Here is a 15,836-nt window from a genome sequence, read left to right on the forward strand (position 1 = left end):
CAGACCCTTTTCTTGGGGAGCCCTTCCTAAGCAAGTTTCTTATCCGCTTCCCGCTGCAGGAGGAGGCCCACCCCCATGAGCCCGCTTAAGGAGAGGACCACCAGGGCGAAGGCCAGGCGGTGGCCTAGGGGGTTTAGGGCCTCGAGGCCCACCCCCGCCAGGAAGCCCCCTAGGCCCTGCCCCAGCACCCGGGCCACGGAGAGGGCCCCCGAGGCCAGGGCCTCCTCCCCCTTGGGGGCCAGGCCCAGCACCTGGGCGTTGTTGGCCGCCTGGAAGAGGGCCCGCCCTACCCCCAGGAGGACCAGGCCCAAGACCGCCCCCGGAAGGGGGCTTAGAAGGGCCAGGAAGGCGAGGAGGGCCCCGCCCAGCACCAGGAGGACCCCTCCCAGGCGCACCACCCGGGCGTAGCCCGCCCGGTCCGCCGTCCGCCCGGCCCAGGCCCCGAGGAGGAGGAGCTGAAAAGGGGAGAGGAGGAGAAACCCCCCCACCGCCTCCGGCCCCAGGCCCTCCCCCGAGAGGAAGAAGGCCAGGGCCAGGGTGGTGCCCAGGGTGTGGGCGAAGTAAAGGGCGGTGGCCAGGAGGGCCCGAAGAAAAGCCCTAGCCCGGAAAAGCCGCCCCAGGTCCCCCCCTTGGGGGGGAAGCTCGGGCAGGCCCCCACTTTGGGCCAAGGCCAAAAGGCCGAAGGGCAGGGGAAGGAGGAAAACCCACCGCCACCCCAAGGCCCCCGTGAGGAGCCCCCCCAGGGCGGGGCCGAGAAGGGTGCCCGCGGCCACGGTGCTGGCCACCCAGCCCAGGGCGTACCCCCGCCGTCCGGGGTAGAGGCTCGCCGCCAGGCCCGGGACGAGCCCCACCACCCCCGCGGTGGCCAGGCCCTGGAGGAAGCGGAGGGCGTAGAGGGCCGTGGGGGAGGGGAAGAGGAAGAGGAGGAAGCCCAGGAGGGCCTGGAGGAGGAGGCCCGTCCGGTACACCCGCCCCGCCCCCACCCGCCCCGAAAGAAAGGTAAGGGGCAGGTAGGCCAAGGCCGCCCCCAGAAGCCCCGCGGTCACCACCCCCTGGGCCTCCCCGGCAGAGATCCCCAGGTCCCGCGCCAGGAAGGGCAGGGCGGGGGCCAGGGCGCTTTCGTTGACCGTGGATACCAGAACCCCCAGGAGGAGGGCGAGAAGGCGCGGGCTCACGGGAAAAGCCTACCCCTCGCCCGGCCCTTCTGCCTCCTCCAAGGGGTCCGGCAAGGGGTAGACCGCCACCCTGAGCCGCCCCTCCGGGGTGCCCAGCACCTCCTTGAAGATGCGGTGGGCCTCCTCCACGAAGGCCCTTACCTCCCGTTCCCCCTCGCCCACCAGGATGACCTCCAGCAACGGCATGCGCCCTCCCCCAGGGGCTTCAAGAAAAGCGCAGGGCCAGGGCCCTTCCCCCCGTGGCCGTGAGGTGGACCAGGTCCCCCGGACCCACGGGCACCACCGGCGCCCAGGCCCCGGAGAGGACGATGTCCCCCGGCTCCAGCCTCAGGCCAAAGCCCGAGAGGGTGTTGGCCAGCCAGGCCACCGCCCGCGCCGGGTGGCCCAGGCAGGCCGCCCCCGTGCCCTGGACCTGGAGTTCCCCGTTCTTGTAGAGGGCCAGGCCCAGGGTGGAGAGGTCCTCCTCCAGGAGCTTCCTCTCCCAGGGGAGGAGGACGAAGCCCCCAAAGGAGGCGTTGTCGGCCACGGTGTCCTCCAGGCGGATCCTCCAGTCCCGGATGCGGGAGTCCACGATCTCCAGGGCGAAGGCCAGGGCCTCCGTCTTGGCCAGGACCTCCTGGGGCGTGGCGTGGGGGCCCTGGATGGGCTTGCCGATGAGGAAGGCCAGCTCCCCCTCCACCCGGGGCTGGAGGAAGGGGTCGCTTGAGGCCTCGAGGCGCACCCCCTGGCCGAAGAAGCGGCTTTCCCAGAGGTTCCCGAAGTCCGGCTGGTCCACCCCGAGCTGCTGCTGCACCGCCTTGGAGGTGAGGCCGATCTTCCGCCCCACCACCCGGTCCCCCGCCCTCAGGCGCAGGGCGTTCCAGGCCTCCTGCACCCGGTAGGCGGCCTCGAGGCCCCTAAGGCCCCGCTCCGAGAGGGGCTCTATGGGCTTCCCCTCCCGCCAGGCCCGTTCCAGCTCCTCGGCAAAGGCTTCGGTCAAGGTCCACCCCTCTAGCGGTTCGCGATGCAGACGTTCTTCGTTTCGTAGTAGAACTCGTACCCGTAGTGCCCCCCCTCGCGGCCGATGCCGGACTGCTTGGCCCCACCGAAGGGCACCCTCAGGTCCCGCACGAACCAATCGTTCACCCAGACCGTGCCCACCTCCAGGGCGGCGGAGACCCGCACCGCCTGGCCCACGTCCCGGGTCTGGACGATGGCGTTCAGGCCGTAAGGGGTGTTGTTGGCCAGGGCGATGGCCTCCTCCTCGGTGTCAAAGGGAAGGACCGCTACCATGGGGCCGAAGATCTCCTCCTGGCAGACCTTGTCCGAGGGGGCCACGTCCACCACCACCGTGGGCTCTAGAAAGTAGCCCTTGTCCAGGGGGTGGGGAAGGTCGGGCCGCTTCCCGCCGGTGAGGACCGTGGCCACCCGCTTGGCGTGCTCCACGTAGCCCATGACCTTCTCCAGGTGCTCCTCGGCGATGAGGGCCCCCATCTGGGTCTCGGGGTCCAGGGGGTCCCCGATCCTCAGGGCCCGGGCCGCGGCCACCAGCTTTTCCACAAAGGGCTCGTAGACCGGGCGCTCCACCAGGAGCCTCGAGCCCGCCAGGCACACCTCCCCTTGGTTGAAGAAGGCCGCCCGCACCGTCACCTCCACCGCCCGGTCCAGGTCTGCGCTGGCGAAGATGAGGTTGGCCGCCTTGCCCCCAAGCTCCATGGAGGTGCGCTTGAGGGTATCCGCGGCGTTTTTCAGGATGATCCGCCCCGTGGTCGTCTCCCCGGTGAAGGAGATGAGCCGCACCAGGGGGTGCTTGGTGAGGAGCTCCCCCGCGGAGTCCGGCCCGAAGCCGTGGACCACGTTGAAGACCCCGGGGGGCAGGCCCGCCTCGTGGGCGCACCGGGCGAGGAGCCAGGCCCCCAAGGGGGTGAACTCCGCGGGTTTCAGCACCGCGGTGTTCCCGAAGGCCAGGGTGGGGCCGATCTTCCAGGTGGCCAGCATGGAGGGCATGTTCCAGGGGGTGATGAGGGCCGCCACCCCCACGGGGAAGCGCAGGACGTAGTTGATGTAGCCGTTTTCCATGGGGTAGGCCTCGGAGCCGTGGGTCACCGCGAAGTCGGCGAAGAACTCTATGTTATTGGCCATGCGGTCCACGTACCCCAGGCGGTTTTCCCGGATGGGCCGGCCCACGTCCAGGCTCTCCAGCACCTCAAAGACCGGGCGGTACTCCCGGATCTTCTCGGCGAAGCGCCTTAGGTAGGGCCGCCTCTCCGAGGGGGGCATCTTGCCCCAGCTCTGGAAGGCCCGGTGGGCGGCCTCCACCGCCAGGTCCACCTCCTTGGCCCGGCCCTCGGGGGCGGAACCGATCACCTCCCCCGTGGCGGGGTAGATCACCGGGAAGGGGTTTTCCCCCTTCACGAACTCCCCCCCGATGTAGTGGGTGACCTCGAGGGGCAGTTCAAAGGGAAAGCCCAGGGCCTTCAGCCGCTCCAGCGTTTCCTTGTACAGTTTGGGTTCCACCATGCCTACTCCCTCCGCACCGGGGCCACCATCACCCCGGCTTCGCTATGGACTTCCAAGGTCCCTTCCTCCGTGAGGGGCACGGCGGGGGCTGGGCTTCCCAGGAAGACCACCTGCCCCGCCCTTAGCCCTCCCACCGTCCCCGCAAGCCAGAGGAGCCGTTCCACCGGGTCCCCCAGGGCGGCCACGGGGCCCTCGGAGAGGAGGCGGCCGTTTAGGTAGAGGGCCAGGTTCCCCCTGGGGGGAGCCTCCATCCGCCTAAGGCCCAGGAGGAAGCCGCCCCCGGAGGCGTTGTCCGCCACCACCTCCGCCGCAGTGAAGCGGTACCCCTCCCAGACGGAGTCCAGGAGGTCCACCGCCAGGAAGAACCCGCCGATGGCCCGCCCCGCCTCCCCAGGGGGTGCCCCTGGGGGCAGGTCCTCCTTCAGGACCAGGGCCACCTCGGGCTCCGCCCGCGGCTGGAGGAAGGCGGAAAGCCGAACCCCCTCCAGGAGCATCCCCGGGTGGACCCGGCCGTAGATGGGGCTCTTTAGGCCCATCTGCGCCTGCTTGGCGGGGGAGACCAGGCCCAGCTTGTACCCCACGAGGGGCCCCGGGAAGAGGGCCTCCTGGATGCGGTAGGCCTCCTCCAGGCCCACCCCCCAGTCCCGCCCCCCGGGGATAGGCTTTCCTTCTTCCCGCGCCTTTCGCACCGCCTCCCTCAGGCTCATCCTCCCTCCTTGTCGCTGAAGAGCACCCCCCCGGCGGCCCACTGGTCGCGGCGAACCTCGTAGAGGATGACCCGGATCTCCTCCTGGGGTTCCTTCAGGTGCCGGGCCGCGGCCTCGGTGAGCCTTTTCACCAGCTCCCGTTTCTTTTCCATAGAGCGGCCCTCCAGAAGCGTCACCTTGAGCACCACCACGGATCCACCTCCTCTAGTCCGCCAGCGCCCCCGCTTCCTTCTCCTTGAGCTCCAGGGCCACCCGGAGGATCCAGTCCTCCTGCCCCGCCACCGCCTGGCGCCGCCCGAGCTCCAGGAGGATGGCCAGGGGGTCCACCCCGAGCTCCTTCCCGATGCGCTTGGCGTGGAGGAGGAAGGTGGAGTACACCCCCGCGTAGCCGATGGCCACCGCGTCCCGGTCGGGGAAGGGCTGGAAGTGCTGGATGGGCCCGAGGACGTACTCCGCCGCGTCCAGGAGCTTGAAGACATCCAGGCCCGGGTTGAGCCCCGCCTTGTCCAGGACCGCGGCCAGGACCTCCAGGGGGGCGTTCCCCGCCCCCGCCCCGTAGCCCCTTAGGGTGGCGTCCACCCAGTCCGCCCCCGCCTCCAGGGCGGCCAGGGTGTTGCCCATGGCCAGGCCCAGGTTGTTGTGGGCGTGGAAGCCCACCTTGGCCCGGCTTAAGGCCTCCTTCAGGGCCCTGACCCGGGCGTAGGCGTCCTGGGGCAGCATGGCCCCGGCGGAGTCCACGATGTAGACCACGTCCGCCCCGTAGGACTCCATGAGGAGGGCCTGCTCCGCCAGGAACTCGGGGGGGCGCATGTGGGCCATCATGAGGAAGCCCACCGCCTCGAGGCCCATCTCCTTGGCCATGCCGAAGTGCTGCTCGGAGATGTCCGCCTCCGTGCACTGGGTGGCGATGCGCACCATCCCAATCCCCGCCTCCACCGCTTCCTTGAGCTCCTTGCGGGTGCCGATGCCGGGGAGGAGGAGGGCCGCCACCTTGGCCCGGGCCACGCTCTCCCGGGCCGCCCGGATGAGGCGCATCTCGTCCACCCGGGAGAAGCCGTACTGGATGGAGCTCCCCCCAAGCCCATCCCCGTGGGCCACCTCGATGGCGTAGACCCCCGCCTCGTCCAGGGCCTTGGCGATGGCCCGCACCTCCGCTTCCGTGTACTGGTGGCGGTGGGCGTGGGAGCCGTCCCTAAGGGTGGTGTCCACCACCACCGGGGGCCTGGCGCTTTTTAGGGTCCAGCTCACGCCTGCACCTCCTCCCTCCGGACCCCGAGGAGGTGCTGGGCGAAGACCTCCCCCACCCGCCTGGCGGAGGCGGTCATGATGTCCAGGTTCCCCGCGTACGGGGGCAGGTAGTCCCCCGCCCCCTCCACCTCCAGGAGCATGGAGACCACCGTCTTTTCCCCCCAGGGGGTGGGGAGCTTTTCAAACACCGGGTCCGCCTTCAGCCGGTAGCCGGGGACGTAGGCCTGGACCTCGGCCTCCATGGCCCGGACGCTTGCCACCACCTCCTCCCGGTCGAACCCCTCCTCCTCGGGGATGGCCCGCACGGTGTTGGTCATGAGGATGGGGGGGTCTGCGGGGTTCAGGATGATGATGGCCTTCCCCCGCTGGGCGCCCCCGATGGCCTCGAGGCCCCGGGCGGTGGTGAAGGTGAACTCGTCGATGTTCTGCCGGGTGCCGGGCCCCGCGGAGGGGGAGGCCACGGTGGAGACCATCTCCGCGTAGAGCACGGGGGCCACCCGGTGCACCGCGTAGACCAGGGGGATGGTGGCCTGCCCGCCGCAGGTGATGAGGTTCACGTTGTCCTTGTCCAGGTGTTCCTTCAGGTTTACCGGGGGCACCACGTAGGGCCCCCGGGCCGCGGGGGTGAGGTCGATGGCGATCTTCCCCGCCTCCCTCAGGAGCTTGGCGTGGCGCACGTGGGCCTTGGCGCTGGTGGCGTCAAAGACGATCTTGATCTCCGGGCGTTCCAGAATGTAGGCGATCCCCTCGGGGCTGGCCTCGAGGCCTAAGGCCCTAGCCCGGGCCAGGCCCTCGGACTTGGGGTCAATCCCCACCAGGGCCACCAGCTCCATGTGCCCGGGGTTCTTGAGGAGCTTGTACATGAGGTCCGTGCCGATGTTGCCCGAGCCTAGAATCGCGACCTTGACCTTGTCCATGCCTCCTCCAGGTGGCCCAGGCGTTCGGAAACGGTGCGGGTGGCCTCCAGGACGGCCCTACGGTACTCCTCCTTGCGCTCCTGGAAGCGGTAGAAGGGAACGGAGAGGCTTAAGGCGGCGATGACCTCCCCCGTGTGGTCCCGGATGGGGGCGGCCACGCAGCAGAGCTCGGGCACGGCCTCCTCGATGTCGTAGGCGTACCCCCGTTCCCGCACCGCCTGGAGCTCGGTCTTGAGCTCGTCCAGGGTGGTGATGGTGTTGGGGGTGAGGGCCGGCAGGCCCCGCGCCTCCACGATGCTAAGGACCTCCTCCCAGGGCCGGTGGGCCAGGAGGACCTTGCCCACCGCGCTGCAGTGGGCGGGGAGCTCCACCCCGATCCCCGTGGTGGCCACCTTCACCGCCCGGGTGCCCTCCAGCTTCTCCACGTAGACCACCCGGCCGCACTCCAGCACCGCCAGGTGGGTGGTCTCGCCGAAGCGGGCCACCAGCTCCTCCATGGCCTTCCTGGCCTCTTCCCGCCAGGAGCTGGTGGAGAGGAGCACGTGGGCCAGGGCCAGGACCCGGAAGCCCAGCCGGTAGCGCCCCTCCCGGCCCCGTTTGAGGAGGCCGATCTGGCTTAGGGTGGCCAGGAGGGCATGGGCGCTGGACTTGGGGATGCCCAGGGCCCGGGCCACCTCCGTAACCCCCCACTCCGGATGCTCCCGGGTGAAGAGTTCCAGGACCTCGCCGACCTTCTGCACCGTTCCGAGCATGGGCTTCTCCCTTAGAGGTTAGCCAAAGGCGGGGTCTGTGCCGAGCCTTGGGTTCATCATAAAGGAACAGTCCGTTCATCTATTCCGAACCAACGGCTTGCCTCCCCCTCCCCACAGGGCCTAGCCTTGGCCTTGAACCCTCAAGGGTCCGCTATAGGAGGTCAGCGTGGCGGAGTTGCCCCTCAGGATGCCTTTGGAAGAGCTGGAGCGCCTCCGGGACCGGTACCGGGAACTCATCGGCTTCGTCCCCCCTAGGATCCAGGCGCGGACGGATCTCCTCGCCCGCCTGGACCCGGAAACCCTGAGGCTACAGGAGGAGCTCCGGGCCCGGCTCATGTACCCCCCCTGCTTTGACGTGAAGACGGCCCAGCTCATGCTCTTCGGCATGCTCCTCATGGACCTGTCCGACGCCGCCCGGCTCCACGCCATCGCCGCCCGGCGGGCGGGGGCCACCTACGAGGAGCTTTCCGCGGTGGTGGGCCTAGCCTTTCTCTTCCGGGGCCTCCCCGCGGCCAACCGAGGGGCCGAGGTCATCCAGGAGATCCTGCGCATGGAGGAGGAAGGGAGGCTTTAGATGGAAGGGTTTGATGTGGTCCAGCTGGCGCACGCGGAGATCTACACCCCCAACCCCGAGGGCACGCTTTGGTTTTTCACGGAGGTCTTGGGCCTGGAGGAAACCGCCCGGGAGGGCCAGTCCGTCTACCTTAGGGCTTACGAGGACTGGTACCACCACACCCTGAAGGTTACCGAGGCCAAGGAGGCGGGCTTAGGCCACATCGCCTGGCGCACGGCTTCCCAGGAGGCCCTGGAGCGTCGGGTGCGGGCCATAGAGGCCTTGGGGCTTGGGGAGGGGTGGACGGAGGACCTGGGCCACGGGCCCGCCTACCGCTTCCGCACCCCGGACGGGCACCGGATGGAGCTCCTCTTTGAGGTGGCCTACTACGAGGCCCCTCCGGAGAAGCGGAGCAAGCTCAAAAACCGCCCCTCCAAGAGGCCCCTTCGGGGCATCCCCGTGCGGCGGCTGGACCACGTGAACTGCCTGTGCTCCGAGGTCACCCCCAACCGGCGCTTCTTCCAGGAGGTCCTGGGCTTCAAGCTCCGGGAGCAGAAGGTGCGGGGGGAGGGGGAGGAGCTTGGGGCCTGGCTTTCCGTAAGCCCCCTGGTCCACGAGATCGGGCTTATGCGGGACGCCACCGGCGCCAAGGGGCGCTTCCACCACATCGCCTTCTGGTACGGTTACCCCCAGCACCTCCTAGACCTGGCCGACCTTCTGGTGGAGTACGACGTGCGCATCGAGGCCGGCCCCGGCAAGCACGGCACCACCCAGGCCTACTTCATGTACGTCTTTGAGCCCGGGGGGACCCGGGTGGAGCTTTTCGGGGACACGGGCTACCTGATCTTTGACCCCACCTGGAAGACGGTGGTCTGGGACGTGACCAACGTGAACGACCTGGAGAAGAGCACCATCTGGTTCGGCGGCCAGCTTCCGGAAACCTTCTACACCTACGGGACGCCCCCCTTGAAGGCCACCGAACCGGTAAGCTAGAGCAGCTCGGCAAAGGAGGCTAAGGATGAACCAGGTTCGGCGGAAGCTCTTGAAGGACGGTCTTACCCTGGCCGGAGTCCTGGCTTTGGGATCCAGGGGGTGGGCCCAGCGTTACCCCTCCCGGCCCATCACCCTCATCGTGCCCTGGTCCCCCGGCGGTTCCACCGACCTCACGGCCCGGGCCCTGGCCCCGGTTTTGGAAAAGGACCTGGGGGTCCCTGTCCAGGTGGTGAACCGCACGGGTGGGGGCGGGGCGGTGGGCCACGGGGCCATCGCCCAGGCCCGCCCCGACGGCTACACCATCGGCATCATCACCCTGGAGGTGGTCCTTCCCCCGTGGGTGGCCCAGACCAAGATCAGCGCGGACATGTTCGCGCCCATCTCCCTCCTGGTCCTCAACCCCGTGGCCGTTGTGGTGCGCAAGGATGCGCCTTGGCGGACCTTCCAGGAATTTGTAGCAGATCTGCGAAATAACCGGGGGAGGTACAAGGCCTCGGGTACGGCCAAGTGGGGCTCTTACGATTTTGCCCGCCTGGGCCTGCTCTGGAAGCTCGGCCTCAAGGACGCGGATCTCCCCTGGGTGCCCACTCAGGGGGCGGCCGCGGCCCTGCAGGAGCTCATCTCGGGGGGCATCAACGTGGCCTTTGTGGCCATCGGGGAGGCCAGCGCCCTGGTCAAGGCCGGGGAGGCCCGCTACCTGGCCTTCATGACCGATAGGCGCTTCCCCGCCTTCCCGGACATCCCCACCCTGAAGGAGCTGGGGGTGGACTGGACCTTCGCCTCCTTCCTCATGGCCGCGGCCCCCAAGTTCACCCTGCCTTCGGTGATCGACCGTCTGGACAAGGCCTTTGCCAAGGCGGTGCAGGACCCCGAGTTCGTCCGGTTTATGACCAACGCCAACCTGGTCATCAACCACTTGGACCGCAAGGCCAGCCTGGCCTTCCTGCAGGAGCGGACCCAGGCCATGAACCAGATCGTCCAGGCCTTGGAGCTCAAGTTCTAGGCCGGAGGTCCCATGACCGATCGGGGTTGGGAAGCCTGCGGAGCCCTTTTGGCCCTGGTCCTGGGCGGGGCGGCCCTGGTCCTGGCCCGGGGCCTTCCCCAGATGGAGGGGGGTTACCCCGGACCGGCCCTTTTCCCCAGCCTGCTGGGGGGGATCCTGGTGGCCTCCAGCCTGGGCCTACTCTGGGCCGGGCGCCCATGGTCCCGGGGAGGAGGGGGGTCCGGTTGGCTTCCAGGGGTCCTGGGGGCCCTGGCGGGGCTGGGGGCGGCCCCCTTCCTCCTTAAGGCCTGGGGGCTGGTGGCCACCGCCGGCCTCCTCACCCTTTGGGCGGGGGTTCTCCTTAAGGGGAGGGGGTGGGCGGTGCTCCTGGCCTCGGGGGTGGTGGCCTCCTTCGTTTACGCCTTCTTTGTGAGGCTTTTGGGGGTGCACGGGTGAGCCTCTTCAGCCCCGAGACCCTCCTAGCCCTGCTCCTCGGCTCCCTTTACGGGGCCTTCTTCGGGGCCGTTCCCGGCCTCACCGCCACCTTGGCCCTAAGCCTGGCCATCCCCTTCCTGCTCTTTACGGGCCCGGAGGTGGCCATGGCGGCCCTTATCGGGATCAGCGCCACGGCCATCTTCGCGGGGGACATCGGGTCCATCCTGGTGCGCCTGCCCGGTACCCCGGCCTCCGCCGCCTACACGGAGGAGATCCACGAGCTGGCCCAGAAGCGCTCCCCTTCCTTGGCCCTGGGCCTTTCCGCCCTTCCCAGCGCCGTGGGGAGCCTGGTCGGGCTCCTCTTCCTCATCGTGGGTTCGCTGGGGCTGGTCTGGCTGGCGCGCCAGTTCTCCTCGTTCGAGTACTTCTGGCTGGTCCTTTTGGGCATCGTCAGCGGCGTCTTGGCCACCCCCAACGTCTTCAAGGCCCTTATCGCCTTTGGGCTGGGCATGCTCCTGGCCACGGTGGGGTACGACCCGGCCCTGGGCCATCCCCGCTTCACCCTGGGCCGCCCCGAGCTCCTGGGGGGCATCAACTTCATCGTGGCCCTCATCGCCTTTTTTGGGGTCAGCGAGGTGCTGGAGTACCTTTACCGCAAGGAGCGGGGGGCAGGACGCCCTTCCATCCCTCTGGCCGCCAGCCTCCGGGCTTACTTTCTGGAGCCGCTCCTCGAGGCCTGGAGGTTCCGCGGGGCCTTGCTCCGCTCCTCCCTCCTGGGCACCTTTGTGGGCTTCCTGCCCGGGGCGGGCTCGGACATCGCCGCCTGGGTCACCAGCAACCTGGCCCGCCTGCGGAAGGCCCCGAAGGAGGAAGTGGTCCTGAGCGGGGCCAGCGCCAACAACGCCGCCGTGGCGGGGGCCTGGATCCCCGCCATGGCGTTGGGGCTTCCCGGGGATACCCTCACCGCCATCCTGCTGGGCATGTTCCTGGCCTTTGGGATCACCCCCGGCCCGGACCTCTTTAAGAACCACGCCCCCTTGGTCTTCCAGATCTACGGGGCTTTTTTCCTGGTCAGCGCCCTTCTCATGCCCCTGGTGGGGTACCTGAGCACCTTTCTCGTCCGGGCCATCCTGCAGGTGCCCCGGGAGGTGCTCATGGCCGTGGTCCTGGCCCTTTGTGCGGTGGGGGCCTACGCCGTGAACAACAACCCCTTCGACCTCTACCTCCTTGCCGCCTTGGGGGCCCTGGGCTTTGTCCTCCGGCGGGGCGGCTTCCCCCTGGGCCAGGTGGTCCTGGGTATGGTCCTGGGGCCCCTTCTGGAGCAGCACTTCATGACCAGCATGATCAAGACCCACTGGAACCTTTTTAGCTTCTTTGAGCGCCCTCTGGCCGTCCTCCTGGCCCTGGTGAACCTGGGGCTTCTGGTGGCCCTACCTCTGCTTCGCTACCGCCAGGCCCTGCGGCTTCGGGCCATGGAGGAGCGGCTCCATCCGGGGGACTAGATGCGGGCCTTGGTGCTGGAGGATTACGGGAGGCTTCGCTGGCGGGAGCTTGACCCTCCGGAAGGGGAAGGGGTGCTCCTTCGGGTTGGGGCCTGCGGCCTTTGCGGAAGCGACCTCAGCGTGTACAAAGGCACCCCGGCCATGCGGGCCCGCTGGCGGCCCCCCCTGGTCTTGGGGCACGAGGTGGCGGGGGTGGTGGAGGAGGGGCCCGAGGGGTGGGTGGGGCAACGGGTAGCCGTCCATCCCCTGCTCTCCTGCGGGGCCTGCCCCCTTTGCCGGGGCGGCCGCCCCAACCTCTGCCCCCACCGGCGCCACGTGGGGTTTCACCTTCCGGGCGGGTTTGCCGAAAGGATCCGTCTCCCCCTCGGCCAGCTCTTTCCCCTACCGCCCGGCACCCCCCTCTGGAAGGGGGCCCTGGCCGAGCCCCTGGCGGTGGCCCTGAGGGCGTTGTCCTTTTTGGGCCCCCTCCGGGGTGGGAAGGTGCTCGTCCTAGGGGCCGGGTCCTTAGGGGGGCTTTTGGCCTGGCTGCTCCGGCGGGCCGGGGCGGAGGTGTTCCTCGAGGACCTCAACCCCTCCCGGGTGCGCCACTTGGTGGACCTGGGCCTGGCCCTGCCCGCGGGGGAGGGGCCGGGGGAGTGGGAGGCCGCCTTGGACACGGTGGGGACGGAGGCCAGCCTCAAGAGGGTGGTGAAGGCGGTGGCCCCTGGGGGGAAGGTGGTGGCGGTGGGCCTGGGCGCCCTCGAGGCCCCCCTTCCCCTCCAGGAGCTGGTCCTGGGGGAACGAACGGTGCAGGGGAGCTACACCTTTACCCCCCAGGACTTCGCCGAGGCCACGGCCCTCACGGCGGAGGTGCCCGAGGGCCTGGTGGCCCGCTACCCCATGGAGGAGGCCCCCGAGGTGTTCCGGGCCCTTCTGGAAGGGCGCATCCCGGTCCCCAAGGTGGTGCTGGAGCACAAGGAGGTGTAGGCGTGGAGTGGTCCATCGCCACCTGCAGCCTAGGGGGCACCTTGGAGGAAAAGCTGGTGGCCATCGCCCGGGCCGGCTTTAGGGCGGTGGAGATCTTCGAGGACGATCTTTGCACCTATAGGGGAACCCCGAGGGAGCTCCGCCGCCTTGCGGAGAGCCTGGGCCTTTCCTTTGTGGCCCTCCAGCCCATCCGGGACTACGAGGGCATGCCCCCTGAGGTGCAAAAGCGTCGGCTGGCGCGGATAGAGCGCACCTTTGACCTCATGGGGGAGCTGGGGATCGCCCTCACCTACGTCTGCTCCAACACCTCCCCCCTTGCGGAGGGCGACCCCGACCGGATGGCCGCCCAGCTTCGGGAGCTGGCGGAACGGGCCGCCCAGAGGGGGATCCGCGTGGGGTACGAGGCCCTCTCCTGGGGGCGCCACGTGCGGGACTGGCCCCAGGCCTGGGAAGTGGTCCGGCGGGCGGACCACCCCCACCTGGGGCTTGTCCTGGATAGCTTCCATGCCTTTGTGCGGGGCAACCCCGTGGCGGAGCTGGCCAGGCTCCCGGGGGAAAGGGTTTTCCTGGTGCAGCTCTCCGATGCCCCCAACCTCCTCATGGACCCCCTGGCCCTAAGCCGCCACCACCGTTCCTTCCCCGGCCAAGGGGACTGGCCCCTGGCGGATTTCCTGGAGGCGGTTCTGGCCTCGGGGTACAGGGGCCCCCTGTCCCTGGAGATCTTCAACGAGTGGTTCCGGGCCGCCCCGCCCCAGGAGGTGGCCCAGAACGCCCTCCGGAGCCTGAAGGTCCTCCTGGACAGGCTGGGGCGGGTCGTCCCCCCCCTGCCCAGGGCCCTGCCCGTGGAGGAGGTGGCCTTCGTGGAGCTCCTTGCGGAGGAGGAGGACGCGGGCATCCTATCCGAGCTCCTCCAAGCCCTGGGCCTCCTGCGGGTGGGGAAGCATCCGGCCCTGGAGGTGGGGCTCTACCGCGGCGGGGGGGCCCGCGTGGTCCTCAACGCCGAGCCGGAGCTGAGCGCGGCCGCTCCGCAGGAGGTGCCGGGCTTCCGTGGGGTGGGGTTCCGCGTCCAGCGGGCGGCCCCCATTCTGGCCCGGGCCCAGGCCCTGAACCTGGAGGTCCACCCCTTAGGGGGTGGGGGGTTGCCCCTGCCCGCCCTCCGGGGCCCGGGCCGGACCCGCATCTATCTGGTGGAGGGCTCGGTGGAGGCCATCCTGGGCCTTCCCGAAGGCCAGGAGGCCGCCGAGGCCCACCTCCGGGTGGACCACTTCACCAACGTGATGGGCCGCCCCGAGCTGTACAGCTGGCTTCTGGTCTATAAGAGCCTCTTTGACTTTGAGCTGGAGCCTGTGGTGGAGATCCTGGACCCCTACGGGGCCTTTTACAGCCGGTGCGTGCACAGCCCCAAAGGAGGGATCCGGATTCCCCTGAACACCGCGGAAGGGGGGGAAACCCTGGCCACCCGGTTCCTCCGGGCCATGGGGGGAGGGGGGATCCAGCACGTGGCCTTTGCCGTCCCCAACGTGTTTGAGGTGGCCGAAAGGATGCGCGCCCGAGGGCTTCCCCTTCTGGAGGTTCCCCGCTCCTACTACCGGGTCCTGGCCACCCGCTTCGACCTGGAACCGGCCTTCTTGGAACAGCTGGAGGCCCACGGCCTGCTCTACGATGCCGACGGTCGGGGCGGGGAGTTCCTCCAGCTCTACACCCCCGCTTTCCACGGGCGGTTTTTCTTTGAGGCCTTGGAGCGGAGGGGAGGGTACGAGCACTTTGGGGCGGCCAATACGCCGGTGCGCTTGGCGGCCCAGGTGGGCCAGCCCTGGCCTGGAGAGAGGGGCCTTCAGATGGTAGGTAATATTGTTGACAATATGGGCGACGGAGGGTAACATGGTGGGCAAACCCTCAGGGAGGAAAGGTATGGAAAAGCTGGGGCGCAGGCAGGTGATCAAGGCGGGTCTCGGGCTTTTGGGGGCCGCGGCGGCCAGCCGCTTCTCCTTTGCCCTAGGGCAGGGGAGCCAGCCCATCCGCATCGGGGTGGTCCTCTCCTATTCCGGGCCCTTCGCCCGGCTGGGGCAGGAGATCACCCGGGGGATGGAACTGTACCTGGAGAAGGTGGGGGGGCAGGCGGGGGGCCGGCCCATCCAGCTCCTAAAGGAGGACGAGGAGGCCGACCCCGCGGTGGCCGTGCGCAAGGTGCGCAAGCTGGTGGAGCAGGACAAGGTGGACCTTCTGGCGGGGATCATCCTTTCCTCGTCCGCCTACGCGGTCCGGGATTACGTCCACGAGCGCCAGATCCCCACGGTGGTGGCCAACGCCGCGGCCAACGACATCACCCGGGCCCGCAAGAGCCCCTACGTGTTCCGCACCTCCATCAGCGCCTGGCAGCAGCACTACCCCATGGGGGCCTGGGTGGCCAGGAACGTGGGCAAGCGGGTTTTCGTGGTGGCCCTGGATTACGCCTTCGGTAAGGAGTCCACCGCCGCCTTCAAGGAGAGCTTCCTCGAGGCCGGCGGCCAGGTGGTGGGCGAGGTCTACTCCCCCTTGGGGACCACGGACTTCAGCGCGGTCATCGCCCGCATCACCGCCAGCAGGCCGGACGCGGTGTTCGGGGTGCTTTCCGGAAGCGACGCGGTGATCTTCCTCCGGCAGTACGCCCAGTTCGGTCTGAACCGGGCCATCCCCTTGGCGGTGAGCGGGGAGGTGACGGACGAGAACGTTCTGGAGGCCATCGGCGAGGCGGCTTTGGGGGCCAAGAGCTGCGACCACTGGGTCTACACCCTGAACAACAGCGCCAACCGGGAGTTCGTCCAAGCCTACCGCCGGAAGTACGGCGGGGTGCCCAACCACTTCGCCGTCCGGGGGTACGACGCCATGCAGTTCATCGTGGACGCCATCAACACCGTCCGGGGGGACGTTTCCAACCGCAGGCGGTTGGTGGAGGCCCTGAAGACGGCCAAGATCATCAGCCCTCGAGGCTTCGTCCAGATGGACCCGGAGACCAACAACGCCACCCAGCACGTGTACGTCCGGGAAGTGGTGCGCATGGAGAACTTCTTCACCAATCGGCTCATCGCCGATCTGGGCACGGTGCGCGATCCGGGAAAGTGACGGGC

Annotated in this window: 17 protein-coding genes; 8 read left to right on the forward strand and 9 right to left on the reverse strand. The window is 69.1% G+C overall.

Annotation, left to right across the window (positions count from 1 at the left end; all coding sequences use genetic code 11):
- Nucleotides 1-26: 26 nt before the first annotated feature.
- From B043_RS0109935 to B043_RS0109975, 9 genes are read right to left on the reverse strand one after another with little or no spacing between them, the layout of a single operon-like run.
- Complete coding sequence (locus B043_RS0109935; RefSeq protein WP_018461887.1) at nucleotides 27-1,175, reverse strand: MFS transporter; 1,149 nt, start codon at nucleotides 1,173-1,175, stop codon at nucleotides 27-29.
- 9 nt (nucleotides 1,176-1,184) lie between these two features.
- Nucleotides 1,185-1,361 (reverse strand): hypothetical protein, encoded by a 177-nt coding sequence (locus tag B043_RS12960; RefSeq protein WP_015065439.1) that lies wholly within the window; start codon nucleotides 1,359-1,361, stop codon nucleotides 1,185-1,187.
- A 19-nt stretch (nucleotides 1,362-1,380) separates the two neighbouring features.
- A complete protein-coding gene (locus B043_RS0109945) occupies nucleotides 1,381-2,154 on the reverse strand; it encodes a 2-keto-4-pentenoate hydratase (protein WP_018461889.1) in 774 nt (257 codons plus the stop codon).
- Nucleotides 2,155-2,165: 11 nt separating this feature from the next.
- Nucleotides 2,166-3,674 carry an aldehyde dehydrogenase gene (locus B043_RS0109950; protein WP_018461890.1) on the reverse strand — a complete coding sequence of 503 codons (1,509 nt, stop codon included), beginning with the start codon at nucleotides 3,672-3,674 and terminating at the stop codon, nucleotides 2,166-2,168.
- A 2-nt stretch (nucleotides 3,675-3,676) separates the two neighbouring features.
- The gene (locus tag B043_RS0109955; RefSeq protein WP_018461891.1) at nucleotides 3,677-4,381 is read right to left on the reverse strand and encodes a 2-keto-4-pentenoate hydratase; all 705 of its coding nucleotides are present in this window, start codon (nucleotides 4,379-4,381) and stop codon (nucleotides 3,677-3,679) included.
- Nucleotides 4,378-4,572 carry a tautomerase family protein gene (locus tag B043_RS0109960; protein ID WP_018461892.1) on the reverse strand — a complete coding sequence of 65 codons (195 nt, stop codon included), beginning with the start codon at nucleotides 4,570-4,572 and terminating at the stop codon, nucleotides 4,378-4,380. The genes B043_RS0109955 and B043_RS0109960 overlap by 4 nt, the downstream gene beginning before the upstream one ends.
- 13 nt (nucleotides 4,573-4,585) lie before the next feature.
- Nucleotides 4,586-5,629 (reverse strand): 4-hydroxy-2-oxovalerate aldolase, encoded by a 1,044-nt coding sequence (gene dmpG / locus B043_RS0109965; protein WP_018461893.1) that lies wholly within the window; start codon nucleotides 5,627-5,629, stop codon nucleotides 4,586-4,588.
- Nucleotides 5,626-6,546 (reverse strand): acetaldehyde dehydrogenase (acetylating), encoded by a 921-nt coding sequence (locus B043_RS0109970; protein ID WP_018461894.1) that lies wholly within the window; start codon nucleotides 6,544-6,546, stop codon nucleotides 5,626-5,628. The genes dmpG and B043_RS0109970 overlap by 4 nt, the downstream gene beginning before the upstream one ends.
- Entirely contained in the window at nucleotides 6,519-7,298 is a 780-nt protein-coding gene (locus B043_RS0109975) for an IclR family transcriptional regulator (RefSeq protein WP_015065446.1), read from the reverse strand. Before B043_RS0109975 ends, B043_RS0109970 begins: the two co-directional genes overlap by 28 nt.
- Before the next feature lie 166 nt (nucleotides 7,299-7,464).
- On the opposite strand from B043_RS0109975, the gene B043_RS0109980 reads away from it, so the two are divergent.
- From B043_RS0109980 to B043_RS0110015, 8 genes are read left to right on the forward strand one after another with little or no spacing between them, the layout of a single operon-like run.
- The gene (locus tag B043_RS0109980) at nucleotides 7,465-7,872 is read left to right on the forward strand and encodes a carboxymuconolactone decarboxylase family protein (RefSeq protein ID WP_015065198.1); all 408 of its coding nucleotides are present in this window, start codon (nucleotides 7,465-7,467) and stop codon (nucleotides 7,870-7,872) included.
- Nucleotides 7,873-8,844 (forward strand): catechol 2,3-dioxygenase, encoded by a 972-nt coding sequence (locus B043_RS0109985; RefSeq protein WP_015065199.1) that lies wholly within the window; start codon nucleotides 7,873-7,875, stop codon nucleotides 8,842-8,844.
- 25 nt (nucleotides 8,845-8,869) lie between these two features.
- Nucleotides 8,870-9,847, forward strand: coding sequence for a tripartite tricarboxylate transporter substrate binding protein (locus B043_RS0109990; RefSeq protein ID WP_018461895.1), 978 nt, complete (start codon nucleotides 8,870-8,872; stop codon nucleotides 9,845-9,847).
- A 12-nt stretch (nucleotides 9,848-9,859) separates the two neighbouring features.
- Nucleotides 9,860-10,282 (forward strand): tripartite tricarboxylate transporter TctB family protein, encoded by a 423-nt coding sequence (locus B043_RS0109995; RefSeq protein ID WP_018461896.1) that lies wholly within the window; start codon nucleotides 9,860-9,862, stop codon nucleotides 10,280-10,282.
- Complete coding sequence (locus B043_RS0110000) at nucleotides 10,279-11,763, forward strand: tripartite tricarboxylate transporter permease (protein ID WP_018461897.1); 1,485 nt, start codon at nucleotides 10,279-10,281, stop codon at nucleotides 11,761-11,763. The genes B043_RS0109995 and B043_RS0110000 overlap by 4 nt, the downstream gene beginning before the upstream one ends.
- Nucleotides 11,764-12,729, forward strand: coding sequence for a zinc-dependent alcohol dehydrogenase (locus tag B043_RS0110005; RefSeq protein ID WP_018461898.1), 966 nt, complete (start codon nucleotides 11,764-11,766; stop codon nucleotides 12,727-12,729).
- Between the two features lie 2 nt (nucleotides 12,730-12,731).
- Entirely contained in the window at nucleotides 12,732-14,609 is a 1,878-nt protein-coding gene (locus B043_RS0110010) for a bifunctional sugar phosphate isomerase/epimerase/4-hydroxyphenylpyruvate dioxygenase family protein (protein ID WP_018461899.1), read from the forward strand.
- 31 nt (nucleotides 14,610-14,640) lie between these two features.
- Complete coding sequence (locus tag B043_RS0110015) at nucleotides 14,641-15,831, forward strand: ABC transporter substrate-binding protein (RefSeq protein WP_018461900.1); 1,191 nt, start codon at nucleotides 14,641-14,643, stop codon at nucleotides 15,829-15,831.
- The last annotated feature ends 5 nt before the right edge of the window (nucleotides 15,832-15,836 follow it).

Origin of the sequence: Thermus oshimai DSM 12092, from assembly GCF_000373145.1 — a bacterium.
Taxonomy (GTDB): Bacteria; Deinococcota; Deinococci; order Deinococcales; family Thermaceae; genus Thermus; species Thermus oshimai.